Source organism: Bifidobacterium sp. ESL0790, from assembly GCF_029395435.1.
Taxonomy (GTDB): Bacteria; Actinomycetota; Actinomycetes; order Actinomycetales; family Bifidobacteriaceae; genus Bifidobacterium.
Map to the genome: position 1 here is coordinate 1,636,119 of NZ_CP113915.1, position 17,222 is coordinate 1,653,340.

Sequence of the window (17,222 nt, forward strand, 5' to 3'; positions counted from 1 at the left end):
GGTCATTTAAAACGGGAGGGGCGGAATTCCGCCAAACTGTTTTTAAATGCCCCGCTTTGGGTGTGCGGCTTTATCACCAACACCCGTCGGGCCGCTAGCCTTTATGAGCGATCGGCTTCCACTGGGCCTTGGAGAAGATGGCCTGGAAGGAGATGGGGATGTAGCTGGCCATGTAGATCGGGAAGCTCAGCACGTAGGCGAAGAGCTCCTTGTTGGTCGCGCCCACCTGGTCGCGCTCGGCGAGGATGGTGAGCAGGGCGAGCGCCATCATGCCCAGAAGCCCCAACACACCGCCGGCGATCCAGCTGACCAGCGAGTTGAGCTGCGAGGCCCACGAGACGAAGCCGAAGAGAGCGAAGCAGACGCCGAAGACCACGCGCAGCGCGCCGAGCACGGTGAACGGGCAGATGAGCAGGGTAAAGTCGACGGCGGAAAAGTCGCGCTCACGCACCGCGCGCTTGATCAGCTGCGGGCCGTAGTAGCGGAAGACCTGCAAAAAGCCCTTGCTCCAGCGCAGCCTCTGCCGCCAGCTCTGCCCGAAGGTGACCGGCTGCTCGTCGTAGAGGATGGCGGTGCCGCAGTAGCCGATGCGGTCGCCGTGCAGCACCGAGTCCATGGTGAACTCGAGGTCCTCGGTGAGCAGGTGGAACTTCCAGCCGTTGTTGCGCTTCATCACCTCGCGCGAGAACATGAAGCCGGTGCCGCCCACGTGGCAGCTGGAGCCGAAGAGCATGCGCGAGTTGTTGAGGAAGCGCGATTCGCGGATGAACCAGAGCGCCGAGCCCGAGGAGACCCAGTTGTCGGAGAGGTTCACGGAGTTGCGGTAGCTGGTGAGGATCCTGAAGCCTGATTGGAAGGCCTTGTTCATCTCCTCGATGTAGTGCTTGTCGAGCCGGTTGTCGGCGTCGAAGACGAAGTAGGCGTCATAGTCGTCGGAGACCCCGCGGCTAATCATCGCGTTCAACAGGTAGGTGAGCGCATAGCCCTTGCCGATGTGCTCGGTGTCGTGCCGCTCCACCACGTTGCAGCCCTTGGCCCGCACCACCTCGGCGGTGTTGTCGGTGCAGTTGTCGGCCACCAGCCAGATGTCGACCATGTCGGAGGGATAGGTCTGGGCGCGAATCGAGTCGATGAGGTGGGGCACCACGTTCTCCTCGTTGCGCGCGGAGATGAGCACGGCGTAGCGCTTGTCCATCGGGGCGGGCGGGAAGGTGATCTTGTGGTGGAACAGCGAGGCGACGATGCACACGCCCTGGTATCCGAGGCTGACGATGCCCAAAATCGCCATCAGCACGTCGAGGATGCTGAGCAAGACCATTAGTTCCACCTGCTTCGCGGATTGTCGATTGATGTGTCGTCTTCATCTTTCCCACGCGCCTCGACGTCGGGCTTGCGCTGGGTCGCGCCGCTCTTGGCATCACGAGATGAATCGTGGGTATGAGAGGTATCGGCATCGCCGGGCTCGGCCTCGTCGGTGCCGCGGAGCTTCCTTTTACCATTTTTATTATTGACGCTATTAGAGCCCTTGCTGCCACTGCCGCCGCCCATGGGCACGACGCCCTTGGGTATGGCCACCGTCTCGGACTCGTCGAGGTCGGAGGACGTGGCTTTGCCCAGGCCCTCGGTGAGATGGTAGACCTGGTCGCGCAGCGCCTTGACCTCGTCGTTGACCGGCACGCGGGCGCTGGAGCCCTTGGCGGCGCGCGGCATATGGTCGGCCACGGGCTTGATGACCTTCTCGTTGAACGCCTCGGCGCCCTCCACCACCTTGGATTTCTTAACCGGCACGGGGTCGTTCATCAGAGGCGACTCCACGAGCTCGTAGCGCTTGGTGTACACCTTGAAGATCGCCTGCAGGCTGGCGGTGATCGGCAGCGCCAGGAACGCGCCCAGCGCCCCGAACAACGCGCCCAGCACGAGCACGGAGAGGAAGGCGATGGCCGGGTTCAGGTCCATGGTGCGCTGCGAGACCTTCGGCGAGATGATGAGGTTCTCGACCTGCTGGTAGATGACGATGAAGACGACGACGGCCACCGCGTAGACGATGCCGCGCGAGCTCCAGGCGAAGATGACCGGCAGCGCCCCGCCGATGTAGGTGCCGATGGTGGGCACGAACTGCGAGACGATGCCGCAGAAGAGGGCCAAGGGCAGCCAGTTGGGCACCTTGATGACCATAAGGAATATGGAGGTGAAGAACGCGTTGAACGCCGCGAGGATGGTGCGCGAGAAGAGGAAGCCGGAGATCTGGTTCTGCACGATGGTCCAGCCGAGCAGGAAGCGGCGCTGCGTCACCGGCCCGAGCCACTGGCACAGGCTGCGGCGCATCTTGGGCCCGGCGGCGGAGACGTAATAGGTGACCATGACGATGGTCAGCAGGTTGATGATGAAGCTGAAGAGGCCCATCGTGGTGCTCAGCGCCTGCCCGGCGAAATCGGTGACCCACGAGGTCTGCACGTTCTTCATGATCTCGTTGCCGAGGTTGCTCATCTCGGGCAGCTTGAAGTTGAGGTATTGCGAGACCAGCCCGCGCGCCTGCTCGTAGAGGTCGGGGATGCCTTTGATCATCGAGATCATCTGCTGGATGAACATGTTGCCGAAGAGGGCCATCAGCGCCAGCACGATGATGATGAGGCCCACCAGGCTTGTCGCCGAGGCCACGCCGCGCTTCCAGCCGTGGCGCACCAGGCGCACGACGAGCGGCTCGATAGCCAGCGCTATGAAAATCGATATGACGACGTCGAGGACGACGAACTCGACCTTGCTCCACGAGCGCCACACGAAGATGCACAGGAAGACGGCGATGGCGGCGTAGAGCAGCGCGCGCCCCCACCAATCCGGCGGCCGGCGCGAGTCGCCCTTTTGCGGAAACACCGAGGCAAAATCGATTTTCTGATCATCGCGTTCTTCCATGCCTCCCCATCGTACCCGCCCCCATGTGTAGGGCTCATGGCTTATCCTTGTGCATTATGCTGAAGGTCTCAATCATCATCCCCGCCTATAACGAGGAGGCGCATATTGTCAATTGCCTCATGAACGCAATTCGGCAAACCGTCGCGGCCTTCGAGATCCTTGTGGTCGACAATCGTTCCACCGACAAGACCCCCAAACTGGTCGAGCATTTCATTGACGAGCACCCCCAAAGCGGCGTGCGCCTGCTGAGCCAAAGCGATGAGCAGGGGCTGATCCCCACGCGCAATTTCGGCTTCGCGGCCGCCTCGGGCGACATCTACGGGCGCATCGACGCCGACTGCATGCTCAAGCCCGACTGGGTTGAGGTCGTCACCTCCATCTTCACCGACGACCCGAAGGCCATGGGCGCCACCGGCCCCGCGGTCTACTACGACATGCCCGCCAAGCACGTGGCGCTCGAGGGCGACGACAAGGTGCGCCGCACCACCTACCGCGCCGACGGCGACCAGGTGCTGCTCTTCGGCTCCAACATGGCCCTGCGCGCCAGCGCCTGGGAGGCCATCAAACACGACGTGTGCCGCGACAGGCGCGACGTGATGCACGAGGACATCGACGTCTCCCTGCACATGATGGATCACAACCTGAAAACCGTCTACTCCTCGAAGATGATCACCGGCGTCTCGGCCCGCCGCATGGACACCTCGTTCTCGTCGTTCCACCGCTATATGCAGCGCTTCCAGAACACCTTCGACGCCCACCCCAACCATTCGCGCCGCCACAACACCGAGCGCACACTCTACGCGCTCTACCCCGCGCTGCGCGCCTTCTATCCGGTCTACCAGAAGTACCTCGGGCACAAGGACATCAATCCCGCCGCCACCATCTGGAGCCGGGAGCAGAGCGAGATTCCCAGCCGCTGAATGTTGGTGAGACGGTGGGTGGGCCATCAGTCACCTGAACGTTGCTTGCGTCATCCATCGCTTTCGCCCATTTATCATTTCCGCCCATCCATCGTTTTCATCTATTACTTCAGTCATTCATCGCTTTGGTCATTCAATCTTTCCTGACCATTTATTTCCGTTCACGCAGACAGCAACAATCCGACAGGCAACGACGCTCGAGAATCCACGTATTCATACGCAGGAAGCACCAAACGAACATCGCCACACCAAACCAAACAAAAACGAACAATTACCATCACATCTCAATTTACGTGCCAACACAAGGATTGTTAACGCTCACATCTTTTGAGCCCATTTCGCCCAAAATGTAATAGAGTGATATATGTCACATTTTCAATGGACGAAAAGGAGAGCATCATGACAAAAGTCGCCATGGTTACCGGAGGTGCGCAAGGCATCGGAGAAGCGATCTCGAAGCGGCTGGCCAAGGACGGATTCGCCGTCGCCGTCGCCGACCTCAACAAGTCCAAGGCGCAGGAAGTCGCCGACGACATCGAGAAGTCGGGCGGCAAGGCCATGGCCGTCGGCCTCGACGTTTCCGACCAGAAGGCGTTCAGCGACGCGGTCGACAACGTGGCCGAAAAGCTCGGCGGCTTCGACGTGATCGTCAACAACGCCGGCCTCGGCCCCACCACCCCGATCGAGAGCATCACCCCCGAGATGTTCGACAAGGTCGTCCACGTCAACGTGGCCGGCACCATCTGGGGCATCCAGGCCGCGGTGCGCAAGTTCCGAGAGAGCAAGACCAAGGGCAAGATCATCAACGCCACCAGCCAGGCCGGCGTGGTCGGCAACCCGAACCTGATGCTCTACTGCTCCACCAAGTTCGCCATCCGCGGCATCACCCAGGTCGCCGCGCGTGACCTCGCCGCCGAGGGCATCACCGCCAACGCCTACGCGCCCGGCATCGTGAAGACCCCGATGATGATGGATATCGCCCACAACGTCGGCAAGAACGCCGGCAAGAGCGACGAGTGGGGCATGTCCACCTTCTCCAAGGACATCGCGCTCGGCCGCCTTTCCGAGCCCGAGGACGTGGCCGCCGCGGTCTCGTTCCTCGCGGGCCCCGACTCCGACTATGTCACCGGCCAGACGCTGATCGTCGACGGCGGCATGCAGTTCCAGTGAGTCATATGAGTCTTGGCTGATTCGGGCCGGTTCCGCCTGTTTCAGCCGGGTTTGAATATCGGACAATGGCGCGTATTCCTTGCAAAGGTGAGGGATACGCGCCATTTCGTATTGAATAGGTGGGTTACAGGAACTTAAGCATGGTGCGGAAAACGGACGAATTGCTCCACAAACCACGTCTGAAGCACGCCGGCTCAGCCGAGCAGATCGATCGCCTCGTGCACCACCGACATGAAGGCCTCGGGCTTGTGGGCGAAGCGCCCGAGGAAGAGCCCGTCGACGCTCGGCCACAGCTCCGTGAGCAGCCCGGGCCCGGCCGAGCCGCCATAGATGACGGCCGAATCGCCCGGCCTCTTGGCCAGCTCCTCCTTGAGGCTGCCACACACCTCCTTGACGTACGAGGTGGGCGCGGGCTCCGAAGCCCCGATGGCCCACCTGGGCTCGTAGGCGATCCATAGCGGCAGCCCCTGGCTCGTCTTCAAGGCCTGCGAGGCGGCCTGGCCCTCGGGCGCGCCGCCGCTCTCGGCCGACTCGATCTGGCGCAGGCAGAGCCGCACGGCCTCCTCGGGCGTGCCGCGCTTCTGCTCGCCGACGCACAGCAGCGGGGTGAGCCCGTTGCGCCAGGCGGCCTGCACCTTGCGCGCCACCATCACGTCGTCCTCGTGGAAGATCGTGCGCCGCTCCACATGCCCGATCTCGGCGATCGAGGCGCCCAGCGAGGCGATGTCGACGCCCGACACCTCGCCGGTGAAGGCCCCGTGGTCGTCGGTGGCGATGTTCTGCGAGCCGACCTCGACGTCCAGTGGCCGCAACGTGTCGGCGGCGCTCGGCAGCGTCAGGAAGTCGGGCAGCACGGCCATCGTCAGCTCGCTTGGGCGGTTCATGGCCTCGTCGAGCCCGTCACTCCGCAGCAGCTCGGCCAGGTCCTGGCAGTAGCGCAGCGTCTGCTGCCGTGAAAAATACATTTTGAGGCTCAACGCCACTATCGCTTTTCGCATGTTCATCTCCCAGCACCATCATCCATTGATTGGCGACATTCGTTCTTCGTTGGTTTCACCGTTGATTCTTCGTTGGTTCTTCGTTGATTCACCATTCACCGTTCACGCTTCATTCGCTCCTCAGCAGATACCCAACAGGCACTCCCCCTCAGGCTCCCCGCTCAAACGACGGGGCCGAAAACCCATGACGGTCTTCGGCCCCGCGCTTCTGAAACAACCGGCCGCCGCCTTCAACAGGCGAGGGACGGCACAACTTGAAAAGGAAACCCTGAAAGCTACTCAAGAACTGCCCGAGAGCTACTAAAGAGCTGCTTGAAGGCTACTTGGTCACTTCTTCCTCGTACTCGCAGATGCGGTCGACCTTCGGCTTGCTTCTGGAGCCGGGGTCGAAATCGTTCTTCAAGTACTCGAGCATGAGGCTCCGCGCGGTCTTCTCGCCAAGCACCTGCGCCCCCATCGAGATGAGGTTGGCGTTGTTGCTCAGCGTGGCGCGCTCGGCCTGGTAGATGTCGGCCACGCAGGCGCAATAGGCGCCCGGCACCTTGTTGGCCGCGATGGAGACGCCGATGCCGGTGCCGCACAGCAGCACGCCTCGGTCCTCCTCGCCCTTGACCACCGAATTGGCCACCGCGATGGCCACGTTGGCGTAGATCGGGTCGTCGGAGGGGAAGTCGACCACCTCGTAGCCGGCCGCCTTGGCCTCTTTCATCAAATATTCCTTGAGGTCGGTGGCGTTGGGATCGCAACCGAAAGCAACCTTCATGATTCGCTCCTTATTAATAGCGCGTTGATAGCACACAGCTATCGCATAGATAGCGCGCAGCTACCGCGTCAATATCGCATTGATATAACCGGCGCCGCCCATGTCGCCATGACATCAACATCGGCGACGCCAGCCAAATGAATTCCCGCTTACTTCTCGACTTCCGCGAGCGCCGCCTGGTGGTCCATGCCCATCTTGGCGTAGACGGAGGCGACCCTAGTGGCCTCGATCATGCTGCGGCCCTGGGCGATGCCCTTGCCGGCGATGTCGAAGGCGGTGCCATGGTCCACGGAGCTGCGCATGAAGGGCAGCCCGAGGGTGATGGTCACGGCGTGCTCGAAGTCGAGCGTCTTGCAGCCGATATGGCCCTGGTCGTGGTACATCGAGAGGATGCAGTCGTAGTGGCCGTCGAGGTTCAGCGCGAAGATCGCGTCGGCGGAATCGGGCCCGTAGGCCTTGATGCCGAGCTTCTGCGCGTCCTGCACGGCCGGGGCGATGTCGGTGATCTCCTCGGTGCCGAACATGCCGCCCTCGCCGACGTGCGGGTTCAACGCGGCCACATCGATGGTCGGGTGCTCGAAGCCGAGCTTCTTGAACTCGGTGTCGATGTTCTTGATGAACTCGAGGATGCGGTCGTGGTTGGCCAGGTCGCAGGCGTGGCGCAGCGAGACGTGGCGGCTGACGAAGAAGACGCGCAGCTTGTGCACGTTGAACATCGTCAGGGCGTAGGGCGAGTGCGTCAGCGACTGGTAGATCTCGGTGTGGCCGATGTAGGGCACGTTCGCGGCCTTGAGCGCGGCCTTGTTGATGGCGGCGGTGGAGACGGCGTCGATCTTGCCGGCCAGGCCCAGTTCGATGGACTTGGTGAGGTAGGAGTAGGCGCGCACGGCCGCGTCCTTCTGCACCTTGCCATATTCGATCTTGGCGTCGTTGGCCGCGTCGGTCTGCAGGAGGTCGACGGTGCCATGGCGGTATTCCGCCTCGCTGGGGTCATTGATCACATGGATGTCGAAGTGGGCCCCCAGAAGATCGGCCGCCTTCTCGAAACTATCGCGATGGCCGATGACGAACGGGTGGCAGAACTCGTAGACGTCCTTCGATTCCATGGTTTGCACGACCGTCTCCGGACCGATGCCTGCGGGATCCCCCAATGTGATCGCGGTGATCGGCTTGTTGTCTTTCTGCATTCAGACCAACTCCTTCTTGGTGTCTGATAGATGAACGTGTTGCTCATCGAATACTCTGTTGACCCCCTGCACGGCGGTGAGCTCCATGCCGGTGAGGCCACCCTTGCAGATGACGGGCAGCCCGGCGTAGGGGCCGCCGACGAGCACGGACTGGTCGACCTGCGGGATGAGGTAATCGGTCATCCTCAAGCCGCTGGTCTCCAGGGCCTTGCACACGGCGAGCATGGTGTCGCCGCCGGTGAGGTAGAACCCGGCGCAGCGCTCGGGGCCGATGATGTCGGCCAGCACGCGCGCCAGTTCGCTGAAACGCTTGGTGATGAGGTTGGAGGCGTCGTTGGCCGAAAGGCCGCTCGCCACGGCGAGCTCCTCGGCCGGCAACGGCTCCTTGTCGAGGTAGGCCACGTCGGTGGCCAGCATGAGCACGCGGGGCGCGGCGCCCGCCGAGAAGAGCTTGTGGGCCTTGTCGATCACACGGTCGAACTCGGCCTGCGACTTGCCGCGATCCGATGAGATGAGTAGCAACGGATCGGCGGTGAGCACTTCGGTGCCCTTCTCGGCGCCCAGGCGCACCATCTGCTGGTGGGTGACGGCCGTGGCGCTGCACGCCACCACCATCACGGTGCCGGCCTCGCCCGCGCTCTGCTCAAGCCTGATGGGCTTGTCGACGTGCGGCAGCGGGGTGATGACGTGGCGGTGGATGGCGAGGCTGACGGTGAACGGGCCCGGATCGACCGCGATGGCGTGCCAGTCGAGCCCGGCGACGGCCTCCGCGATCCAATCGATGTGCTCGTCGGTGGCCGCGTCCACCACGAAGATGCGCGAGCCCTTGCAGCGTTGCAGGCGCATCTGGGCGGCGATCACTTCGGAGCCACCCAATACGTCGTCCAACGGAATATATGACACTGGCTCGTCGCACTGCGATTGCAGCAGCTTGCGCACGTCCGAGGTGAGCACGGGGGTGCGCACGTCGTGGGCGACGTCGGTGCTTGAGAGCGGCACGGAGTTGATCAGCGAGAACCCGCCGACCACCACCTTCTTCGACTGGGGCATCGCCGGCACGACGACGGCCACATGGTCGTCGCCCAGAGCGTCGAGCATGCCCTCGACCTCATGGCCGATGCCACCGCGCAGGGTGGTGTCGATGCGCTTCGAGAACTGCACCGCGCCGAGCGCCATCAGCGCCTTGGTGGCCTCGTTGACCGCCTTGTAGCTTTCCTCGGCCGAGAGGGCGCGCGAATCGGTGCTGACGATCACCGCGTCCTGGTCGGCGCAGGCGTTCCGCGCGATCAGGTCCGGGCTGTAGAACACCGTGGGCGAAGTCCCCACGCGGGCCAGCAGGGCCCCGACCGTCGTTCCCCCGGTCACGTCGTCACTGACAATACCGAGCAACGTCATTATTTCTCCTTAAAACTTCAGGTGTGCACTTGAGGTGTGCTTGGGTTGCGCGTGGTCCGACCGGCGCGACACCACATCATCGCGGCGTCGCGCCGTTCGCATCATGGCCTCATCGCGCCGTTCAGGCCGCGACTTCCTTTGGGGCGTCGGCCGGCTTGACCTTCGCGAGCGTCTCCGCGGGGCGGAACTCGGTGAGCGTCATCAGGATGATGAACGCCAGGATGAGCACGAACACGAAGTAGCTGAAGGCCACCGTGTAGTTGTTGTGGGTCATATCCAGCAGGCCGCCGATGATGATCGGGGCGAAGAAGCCGCCGAGGTTGCCGCCGCTGTTGATGATGGAGATGGCGAACGGGTAGGTCTTGTCGGTCGTCATGTTCATGGCGATCGAGGTGAAGCCGGACCAGCCGATGTTCAGGAAGAAGCCGGCGAGGATGAGCACGAGGGCCAGCAGCGCCGAGTTGTTCGGGGTCACCAGGAGCACGGCCATCATCACGGCGGTGCACAGCGAGGTGATGAGCATCAGCGGCTTGCGGCGTCCGTGGAAGACGCGGTCGGAGACCACGCCACCGAGCACGGCGCCGAAGAGGCCGCCGATGTAGGGGGTGGAGGCCATCCAGCCCATGCCGATGTTGCCGTATCCACGCGCGCTCTTCAGGTAGGCGGGGATCCAGGTGATCATGCCGTAGAGCACGTTGTTCATGCAGAAGTAGGCGAGGGTGGTGCCCCAGATGTTCCAGGACTTGAGCACCTGGCCGTTCTTCTCGAGGCGCACGCCGTTCTTCAGGCGGATGACCTTGTCGATCCAGCCCATATCGCCGAAGTCGGAGCTCTTTGCCGTGGCCTGCGCGCCGACCTCATGGATGTAGTCGGTCTCGGCCTGGTTGACGTGCTTGCTCTGCTCGGGCTTGGAGCGGATGACCAGGTAGAAGACCAAGGCCATGATGAAGCCGGGCACGGAGAACCAGATGAACACGGAGCGCCAGCCGAAGGACTGGGCCAGGTACATCGAGACGATCGGCACGAGGATCGGGGCCACCATGGTGGAGCCGATGTAGACGCCGGTGGCGATGCCCTTCTCCTTGGTCGGGAACCACGCGTTAATCGTCGAGGTCATGCCCACGGGCGTGGGGCCTTCGACCAGGCCGAGCAGCAGGCGCAGAACCAAGAGCACCAGGGCGGTGCCGACGTGGCCCATCAGGAAGGTGATGATCGAGAATCCGAGGATGGCGATCGAGACGATCCTACGGGTGCCGTACTTGCCCATGATGAGGCCTGCGGGAATCTGGGAAATGGCGTATCCTAGGAAGAAGAAGCTCGAAACCGCGCCGGCCGCGAAGTTCGAGATTTGGAATTCGCCTTTCATCATCGGCAAGACGGCGCCGATGTTGGATCGGTCGGCCATGCAGATGACATAGCCGACGAAGATCGTCGAGAGGACGACCCAACGGTAGTTGCTCCTTCTGGCAGAGCCTGGTTTTATCGTCTCCGTTGACATGTATGCACTCTCCTTTGACATGCAGGATGGATATCGGACAAGAGAAGATATAGCAGAATTCGATGGTTCTTTGACACATCAAACGGCTTTGTGGGAATATGTGTCAGAGGTTCAAGGGAGAAATGATTCAAATGACGAACAATCAGTCAAATACGACATCAAAGGAAAATTCGTCTAACGCAACACAAAACGATACAACAACAAAACACACCACGCGCCACCACGACGCCGAATGGGGGCGCATGGCGATGGTCGCCGAGCTCTACTGGGTGGAGAACATGAAGGTGGAGAGCATCGGCCACAAGCTCGGCATCTCGCGCTCAACCGTCTCCCGCCTGCTCTCCCAGGCCCGCAAGCACCACGTCGTGGAGTTCAAGATACGCCACGAGGACTGCTCCACCACCAAGATGGAGAACGCCCTCAACGAGCGCTACCACGTCTACGCGCAGGTGGTGCCCACGGCGGCCAACGCCGACAAGACCATGCGCGAGCAAGCGGTGGGCCGGGCGGCCGCCACCCTGTTGGACCGGCTCGTGCGGCCCAACATGGTCTTGGGCGTCACCTGGGGGCGCACCATCGAGGCGCTCTCCCTGAACCTCAACAACCACCCGGTGCGCGGCGTGCAGATCCTGCAATTGCACGGCTTCGGCGACTCCCTGCTCTACGGCGAGGACTACGTCACCCAGATCCTCACCCGCTTCGGCAACGCCTTCGACGCCAGCGTGCACCTGCTGCCCATGCCCGCCATCTTCGACTCCGAGCACACCCGCCAGCTGATGTACCAGGAGCGCAGCATCAGGCGCCTGCTCACCCTGCGCGACAACCTCGACCTCATCATCACCTCGGTGGGCAGCCGCGAGGGCCCCAAGCCCAGCCCGCTCTTCGCCCCGGGCATGCTCACCAACGACGACCTGAAGCAGCTGGAGAAGGACAAGGTGGTGGGCAACCTGGCCTCCACCTTCTTCCGCGCCGACGGCAGCACCGAGGACGTGGCCATCAACCGGCGGTCCACGGGCCTGACGCACCGGGAGATTTTCAAGGTGCCGATCCGCCTGTTCATCGCCGGCGACAGCAGCAAGGCCAAGGCGCTGCTGGTCACGTTGCGCTCGGGGTTCGTCACGCATCTGGTGGTCGACCAGAGCACGGCCGAGCAGCTGCTGCCCTCCCCCAAGCGCTGAGGGCGCGGGCGGTCGCGGCGACAAACGGAATCGCCCGAGTCGCCGAATCCGCAAAATCCGCCACATTTCAGCCGAGAGATGTCCAATGTTCGAAAGGGGCACTAAAATTAGGACACCTAAAAACGTATATGGCCGCAAAGCGCGGCGCGCGCGGGCGGAAGGTGGACGATGACACAGTTTGAGTTGGGCATGTGGGGCTGGCAGGCCCTCTATCTCTTCGAGGCGTTCATCCTCTCCACCTCCATCGGCGTGGAGCGCCAGGCCCGCCACAAGGACGCCGGCACCAGGACCCACGCGCTGGTGGGCGTGGGTTCGGCCCTCTTCGTCATCATCAGCAAATATGGCTTCATGGACGTGCTTTCGTCAAACGTTAAACTTGACCCTTCCCGCGTGGCCGCCCAGATCGTCTCGGGCATCGGCTTCATCGGCGCGGGCGTGGTGTTCACCCAGCGCTCGCATGTGCGCGGCCTGACCACGGCCGCCTCGATCTGGATCACCGCGGCCATCGGCGCGGCGTGCGGCGCGGGCCTCTTCCTGCCGGCGCTGGTGTGCACCGTGCTCTATTTCATCGCGGTGCTGCTCTTCCCCGCCCTCATGCGCCTCATCTCCCCGCACCTGGGCTATAACGACGTGTTGCGCCTTCGCTACGTCGACGGCCACGGCACCCTGCGCCTCATTCTCTCGGTGTGCGCCGCACACGACATCTCGGTGGAGGGCTTCGCCACCCACAAACCCAAGAACGACAAGGCGCAAAGCGCCGGCGGGGAGCGCATCGTCTCGGCCAACCTCGAGATACGCGGCAGGGAGAATGCGGAGCTCATCAGCGACCTGAGCGACCTGGACGGCGTGATTTCGGTCACTCGCATTGACGGAAACGAATAATTTCGCGCTGATATTCGTCAGATAGACAAAAACGTTTGCTCCATCCGGCTAAGAAATAGGCCGCGATTGCTATATTGGGTACGTCCGATACATCAAACAAGAGGTCCCAGCATGCCATTTCGACAAGAACACCTGCTACGCGCGGATATGCAGCGTGTCGTCGATGCCTTGCACCACGAGGAAAGCAACGTCACCCCGTATCGGCAGGATTACCGCAATCTGCTCGACAACCATGGCAAGATGATCCGAGCCTCGCTGGTGCTGCTCTTCTCCTACGCCATCCAGGAGCGCCCGGAGCCGGCCCCCGAGGCCATCGTCACCGGCGCCAAGGCCATCGAGATGCTGCATCTGGCCACCCTCGTGCACGACGACGTGCTCGACAACGCCCCCATCCGCCGCAACAAGCCCACCGTGCACACCATGCGCGGCAACAAGGCGGCGATTTACCTGGGCGATCTCATCCTCTCGCGCTATATGGAGGTGATGGCCAGCGTCGCGCCCAACACGGCCTTCGTCACCTACCAGGCCCACACGGTCAACGAGATCGTGGCCGGCGACCTCTTGCAGGAGAGCGCCCGCCACAACACCGGCATCACCGAGGAATACTACACGCGCGCCGTCAGCGGCAAGACCGCCGCGCTCTTCCGCCTGGCCTGCACCACCGGCCTCGAGCTTTCCGGCGTCGACCCGGCCAACCCGCTCATCACGCTCGCCAGGGATTACGGCGAGAACCTCGGCGTCGCCTTCCAGATCATGGACGACATCGAGGACTTCAACGTCGAGCACGACACCGGCAAGCCCAAGCTCGAGGACATCCGCGACGGCATCTACACCCTGCCGGTCATCCTCGCCATGAAGGAGGACCCGTCGTTCATCACCTTGGTGAAGTCCGACGACCCGGCCAAGGCGCTCGATTACCTCGACGTGCACCCGGAATACATCGAGCGGTCCAAAGACACCGTGCGCGAGCGTTGCGGCAAGGCGCGCCAGGCGCTCGGCGAGCCCGCGGGCGACAAGCTGAACGCGGACATCAAGGCCCTGCTGGTCAAGACGCTCGACAAACTGGTCGCCTCGCTCTAGAGTGGCGGCTGGCGCTGGGCTTTGCATAGACGGGCGTCTTGCGGCAATAATATTTCGGCGCCGCGGAATTTTCGTGCTTACAAGGCGTAAGACACGCCGGGGCGGGATGTAGAAACGCCTTCGCAACATGCATTTTAGGTCATACGAATCGCTTGAATCTGGCTCTTTCGTCGGACGAATTATCGCTCAAACGCAAGATTAATTAGACTGTGGTCACTCGGACGTTATAATATTGACCCATCTTCGGCAATGCGACACATCCGCGCGCCCTCCTTGGGTTGCGCCCGGAAGCGTGGTCGTGGAGCCGGTAACGGTGTCTTGAAGGGGTTATCCGATGTTGAACGTGGTGGTGTCCGTCCTCGCGTGCGCGGCGATGCTCGCGCCCTTGACCGGCAACCTATCGAATGTGGACAACCAAAAAAGCACCGAGATCGACCCCCCCCCGCAGTCCTAACGACCAATTCTTATCACAACTCACCAACTAAGAGTAATCATCTCTCACTTCCCTCTTTAACGTCATTTTCATTGTTGGAACATGACGCATCGTCGCGCCCGTCCGCAAACTCACGTCCCGACCGCAAATCCGATTCGAAGCAACACAGTTCCACACGTTCCGCCTCCCGTAGTTCCACCCGTTCCAACCGTCAAGGTACGCGTTCGGACTCAATCCATGAGGCCTCGTTGACAGGTACCTCGAAAAAGACCCAAGCCAGCAAGACTCCGTCCGTAATCCACCAGGCGGATCCGGCCAGACAGCCGCAGGTGGGCCCGCAGAGCTCGTGCACGCCAACTACCGAGAGGTGGCAGGGTAGCGACCACGGCGGCCCCACCACCGATTACATGAACTGGACCATCGACGCCGACTGCAACATGACGATAACCGACGGGATACTCAGCTATGACTATTTTTACGCTTCTTCGCCTTTCCCCTGGTCTCAAGCCAGTACTTATGGGACTAAAGTCGTCTCGCTGACCATCAGTAGTTCACTGCAGCTTACGAGCGGAGTAACCGACATACAATACTGGTTCCAATATATGACTGAAATGAAGTCTTTTTCGGCACCTAGTTTGAATACCTTGGGTATATCCCACATGCAAGGCATATTCAACCAATGCCATAAGCTGAAGAATGTCGATCTGAGTAGCTGGGACACAAGAAACCTGCAAGACGTAAGTTATATGTTCAACTGCTGTTACGCCCTGGTCTCAGTAAACCTCAACAGCTGGGACACCAGCAAAATCACTAAAACATACGCGATGTTCGACGACGCCTCCTCGCTCGTCAGCCTCGATCTGAGCGGCTGGAACACCAGCAGCCTCACCAACGCAACCAACATGTTCGATGGAGCATCCTCGCTCACCACCCTCGACCTAAGCGGCTGGACGACGCCGCAGCTAACCAGCACGCACGGGATGTTCAGTGGTGCGGAATCACTCGTCTCCCTTGACATTAGCGGCTGGGACACCAGCAACGTCACCGACATGCGCTACATGTTCGAACACACGTATCTCAAAAGGCTGCGCCTGGGCGCGAACACCGCGAATCTGGCATCGGAGGTACAGGCGGAGGCGTTCCCCGCAAGCCCCGCACAAACCATCTACGTCGATGGGGCCTTCGAAACTACCACGCTTCCGGACAACTCGACCGTGTACGCGCTGAAACACTTCCGGTCCAATGCGGTGCCAGCTGGCTCCTACTCGACCGCGGTGACCAAGCCCACTTGGTTCGGCAACGCCAAACGAAGCATCCAGTACAACCACGACGACGGAACCGTGGGCGACTACCCCCGCCCCTGCCTCGACTGGGACGGCACGGGAACATGCACCATAGCCGGAGACACCGGCCTGACCGGATCCGCCACCCGCCGCCTCAACTGGATCGACGCCAACAACAACGCCTACATCCCCGGCGACACACTCACCCACGACGGAACCCTGACCGTCACGCCCCAATGGAACCCCATACCCGTCCCCACGGTCGACTCGGTTACTTGGCCGCATGATTTGGGCGGAGGGTCACGTAGCATCCGCGCCACGGGCACCGCCAGCCTCCTGCGCCACGACGACACCATCCCCGTGCGCTACACCTGGACCGACGCGACCGGCACCGAACAACACAAGGACACCACCGCCACCGTCAACGGCGGCAACTGGACCGCCGACCTTAACGACGCGCCCAGCTTCGCCAGCATCGCGGCCGCCGATCTGAAAGGCACCGGCACAAAGATTACCGTCACTGCGCAGGTCAAGGACGCCGGCGGCCCCACCGGCCTCTGGTCGGACGGCAAGGACGGTTATGCGGACATGGTCGCGCCGGAACTGTCAAGCTCTTACGCCAACCGCGACGGCGCGGGCGGCATCGCCATGAGCTCCAACCGAAGCCAGGCCGTCGCCGAGCCGGGCGACACGGTCACCATCAGCTGGCTCGACAACACCGACACCCCCATCAGCTGGCCCGACGGAGGAGGCACCACCACGACGCTCACCGTCACCGCCGGCCCCGGAGGCCGGTTCACCGCCACCAAGCCCCTAGCCGTCACCGGCGCCAAAAAAGTCCAATACGTCCTCAGCGACGGCATCAACACCAGCGAGCCGGTCACCAAGAAGATCACCGACCCCATCACCGCCATCCCCCTCACCGGCGGCCCGGCCCAAGTCTGGTCGAAGCTCCTGCTCATCCTGCTAGCCGTGATGCTCATCGGAGCCACCACCCTGCTGCGCAACCGCCGCAACCACGCCCTCCGCCTCGTCACCACCAACGGCCACACCATGCCAATTTTCCATAACCTCACCACCAACGGCAAAACCACGAGTGGAACACCGACGCGCAACCATCACGCCAACCGCCATACCATGAATCACCACGCCGCGACCCATCAAGCCAACGACCACCGCGCCGCAGTCATGCGGGCCAGCCTCTCGCAGGCCTCCCCCACCCCATCGCACGTCAAGCTCCGCCACGCCGCCAAATACGCCGCCCACGGCCCCCGCCACACCAAGTAACCACCACGCCCAACGCCACTAAACCGCGCCACAACTCTCACCACCACACAACTGACCCACGCCGCAACTCGCAGCCACACAGCCCAAACCCACCACGCCACCACATAAGTCAGCAACAGCCTTCGAGCATGAAAAATCCGGCGGCACAGGACCGCCGGATCATCCCGCCATGCCGACTTTCACGTCAGCATGGTGCTGGCACTACCCCATCCTGCGAATCGCGTACAACAAGCAAATC

General features: G+C 62.2%; 14 protein-coding genes. 7 read left to right on the forward strand and 7 right to left on the reverse strand.

Translation table 11 applies throughout. The features are described from left to right. Positions 1-94: 94 nt before the first annotated feature. Complete coding sequence (locus OZY47_RS06095; protein WP_277177460.1) at positions 95-1,318, reverse strand: glycosyltransferase family 2 protein; 1,224 nt, start codon at positions 1,316-1,318, stop codon at positions 95-97. Next, positions 1,318-2,910: an AI-2E family transporter gene (locus OZY47_RS06100; protein WP_277177461.1), complete on the reverse strand. Its 1,593-nt coding sequence runs from the start codon at positions 2,908-2,910 to the stop codon at positions 1,318-1,320. Before OZY47_RS06100 ends, OZY47_RS06095 begins: the two co-directional genes overlap by 1 nt. Positions 2,911-2,966: 56 nt before the next feature. On the opposite strand from OZY47_RS06100, the gene OZY47_RS06105 reads away from it, so the two are divergent. Next, complete coding sequence (locus OZY47_RS06105; RefSeq protein ID WP_277177462.1) at positions 2,967-3,830, forward strand: glycosyltransferase family 2 protein; 864 nt, start codon at positions 2,967-2,969, stop codon at positions 3,828-3,830. A 399-nt stretch (positions 3,831-4,229) separates the two neighbouring features. Next, positions 4,230-5,000, forward strand: coding sequence for a (S)-acetoin forming diacetyl reductase (locus OZY47_RS06110; RefSeq protein ID WP_277177463.1), 771 nt, complete (start codon positions 4,230-4,232; stop codon positions 4,998-5,000). A 194-nt stretch (positions 5,001-5,194) separates the two neighbouring features. Here OZY47_RS06110 and OZY47_RS06115 read toward each other — a convergent pair whose 3' ends face one another. Next, entirely contained in the window at positions 5,195-5,998 is an 804-nt protein-coding gene (locus OZY47_RS06115; RefSeq protein WP_277177464.1) for a triose-phosphate isomerase family protein, read from the reverse strand. On the opposite strand from OZY47_RS06115, the gene OZY47_RS06120 reads away from it, so the two are divergent. Beyond that, positions 5,997-6,302, forward strand: a complete 306-nt coding sequence (locus OZY47_RS06120) for a hypothetical protein (RefSeq protein ID WP_277177465.1) — start codon at positions 5,997-5,999, stop codon at positions 6,300-6,302. The two genes, OZY47_RS06115 and OZY47_RS06120, sit on opposite strands and share 2 nt — an antisense overlap. 15 nt (positions 6,303-6,317) lie before the next feature. Here the strand turns inward: OZY47_RS06120 and OZY47_RS06125 are convergent, their stop codons facing one another. From OZY47_RS06125 to OZY47_RS06140, 4 genes are all read right to left on the reverse strand, one after another. Continuing rightward, the gene (locus tag OZY47_RS06125; RefSeq protein ID WP_277177466.1) at positions 6,318-6,761 is read right to left on the reverse strand and encodes an RpiB/LacA/LacB family sugar-phosphate isomerase; all 444 of its coding nucleotides are present in this window, start codon (positions 6,759-6,761) and stop codon (positions 6,318-6,320) included. A 149-nt stretch (positions 6,762-6,910) separates the two neighbouring features. Further along, positions 6,911-7,948, reverse strand: coding sequence for a 4-hydroxythreonine-4-phosphate dehydrogenase PdxA (pdxA, locus tag OZY47_RS06130; RefSeq protein WP_277177467.1), 1,038 nt, complete (start codon positions 7,946-7,948; stop codon positions 6,911-6,913). Then, a complete protein-coding gene (locus tag OZY47_RS06135) occupies positions 7,949-9,343 on the reverse strand; it encodes a four-carbon acid sugar kinase family protein (RefSeq protein WP_277177468.1) in 1,395 nt (464 codons plus the stop codon). 121 nt (positions 9,344-9,464) lie between these two features. Continuing rightward, positions 9,465-10,841 carry an MFS transporter gene (locus OZY47_RS06140; protein ID WP_277177469.1) on the reverse strand — a complete coding sequence of 459 codons (1,377 nt, stop codon included), beginning with the start codon at positions 10,839-10,841 and terminating at the stop codon, positions 9,465-9,467. A gap of 242 nt (positions 10,842-11,083) precedes the next feature. On the opposite strand from OZY47_RS06140, the gene OZY47_RS06145 reads away from it, so the two are divergent. The 4 genes from OZY47_RS06145 to OZY47_RS06160 all read left to right on the forward strand — a co-directional run bounded on the left by OZY47_RS06145 (position 11,084) and on the right by OZY47_RS06160 (position 16,984). Then, a complete protein-coding gene (locus OZY47_RS06145; RefSeq protein WP_277177470.1) occupies positions 11,084-12,019 on the forward strand; it encodes a sugar-binding domain-containing protein in 936 nt (311 codons plus the stop codon). A 168-nt stretch (positions 12,020-12,187) separates the two neighbouring features. Further along, a complete protein-coding gene (locus tag OZY47_RS06150) occupies positions 12,188-12,901 on the forward strand; it encodes an MgtC/SapB family protein (RefSeq protein ID WP_277177471.1) in 714 nt (237 codons plus the stop codon). Positions 12,902-13,012: 111 nt separating this feature from the next. Next, on the forward strand, positions 13,013-13,981 hold the full coding sequence (locus tag OZY47_RS06155) for a polyprenyl synthetase family protein (RefSeq protein WP_277177472.1): 969 nt from the start codon (positions 13,013-13,015) through the stop codon (positions 13,979-13,981). Between the two features lie 681 nt (positions 13,982-14,662). Next, a complete protein-coding gene (locus tag OZY47_RS06160) occupies positions 14,663-16,984 on the forward strand; it encodes a BspA family leucine-rich repeat surface protein (RefSeq protein WP_277177473.1) in 2,322 nt (773 codons plus the stop codon). Positions 16,985-17,222 lie beyond the last annotated feature (238 nt).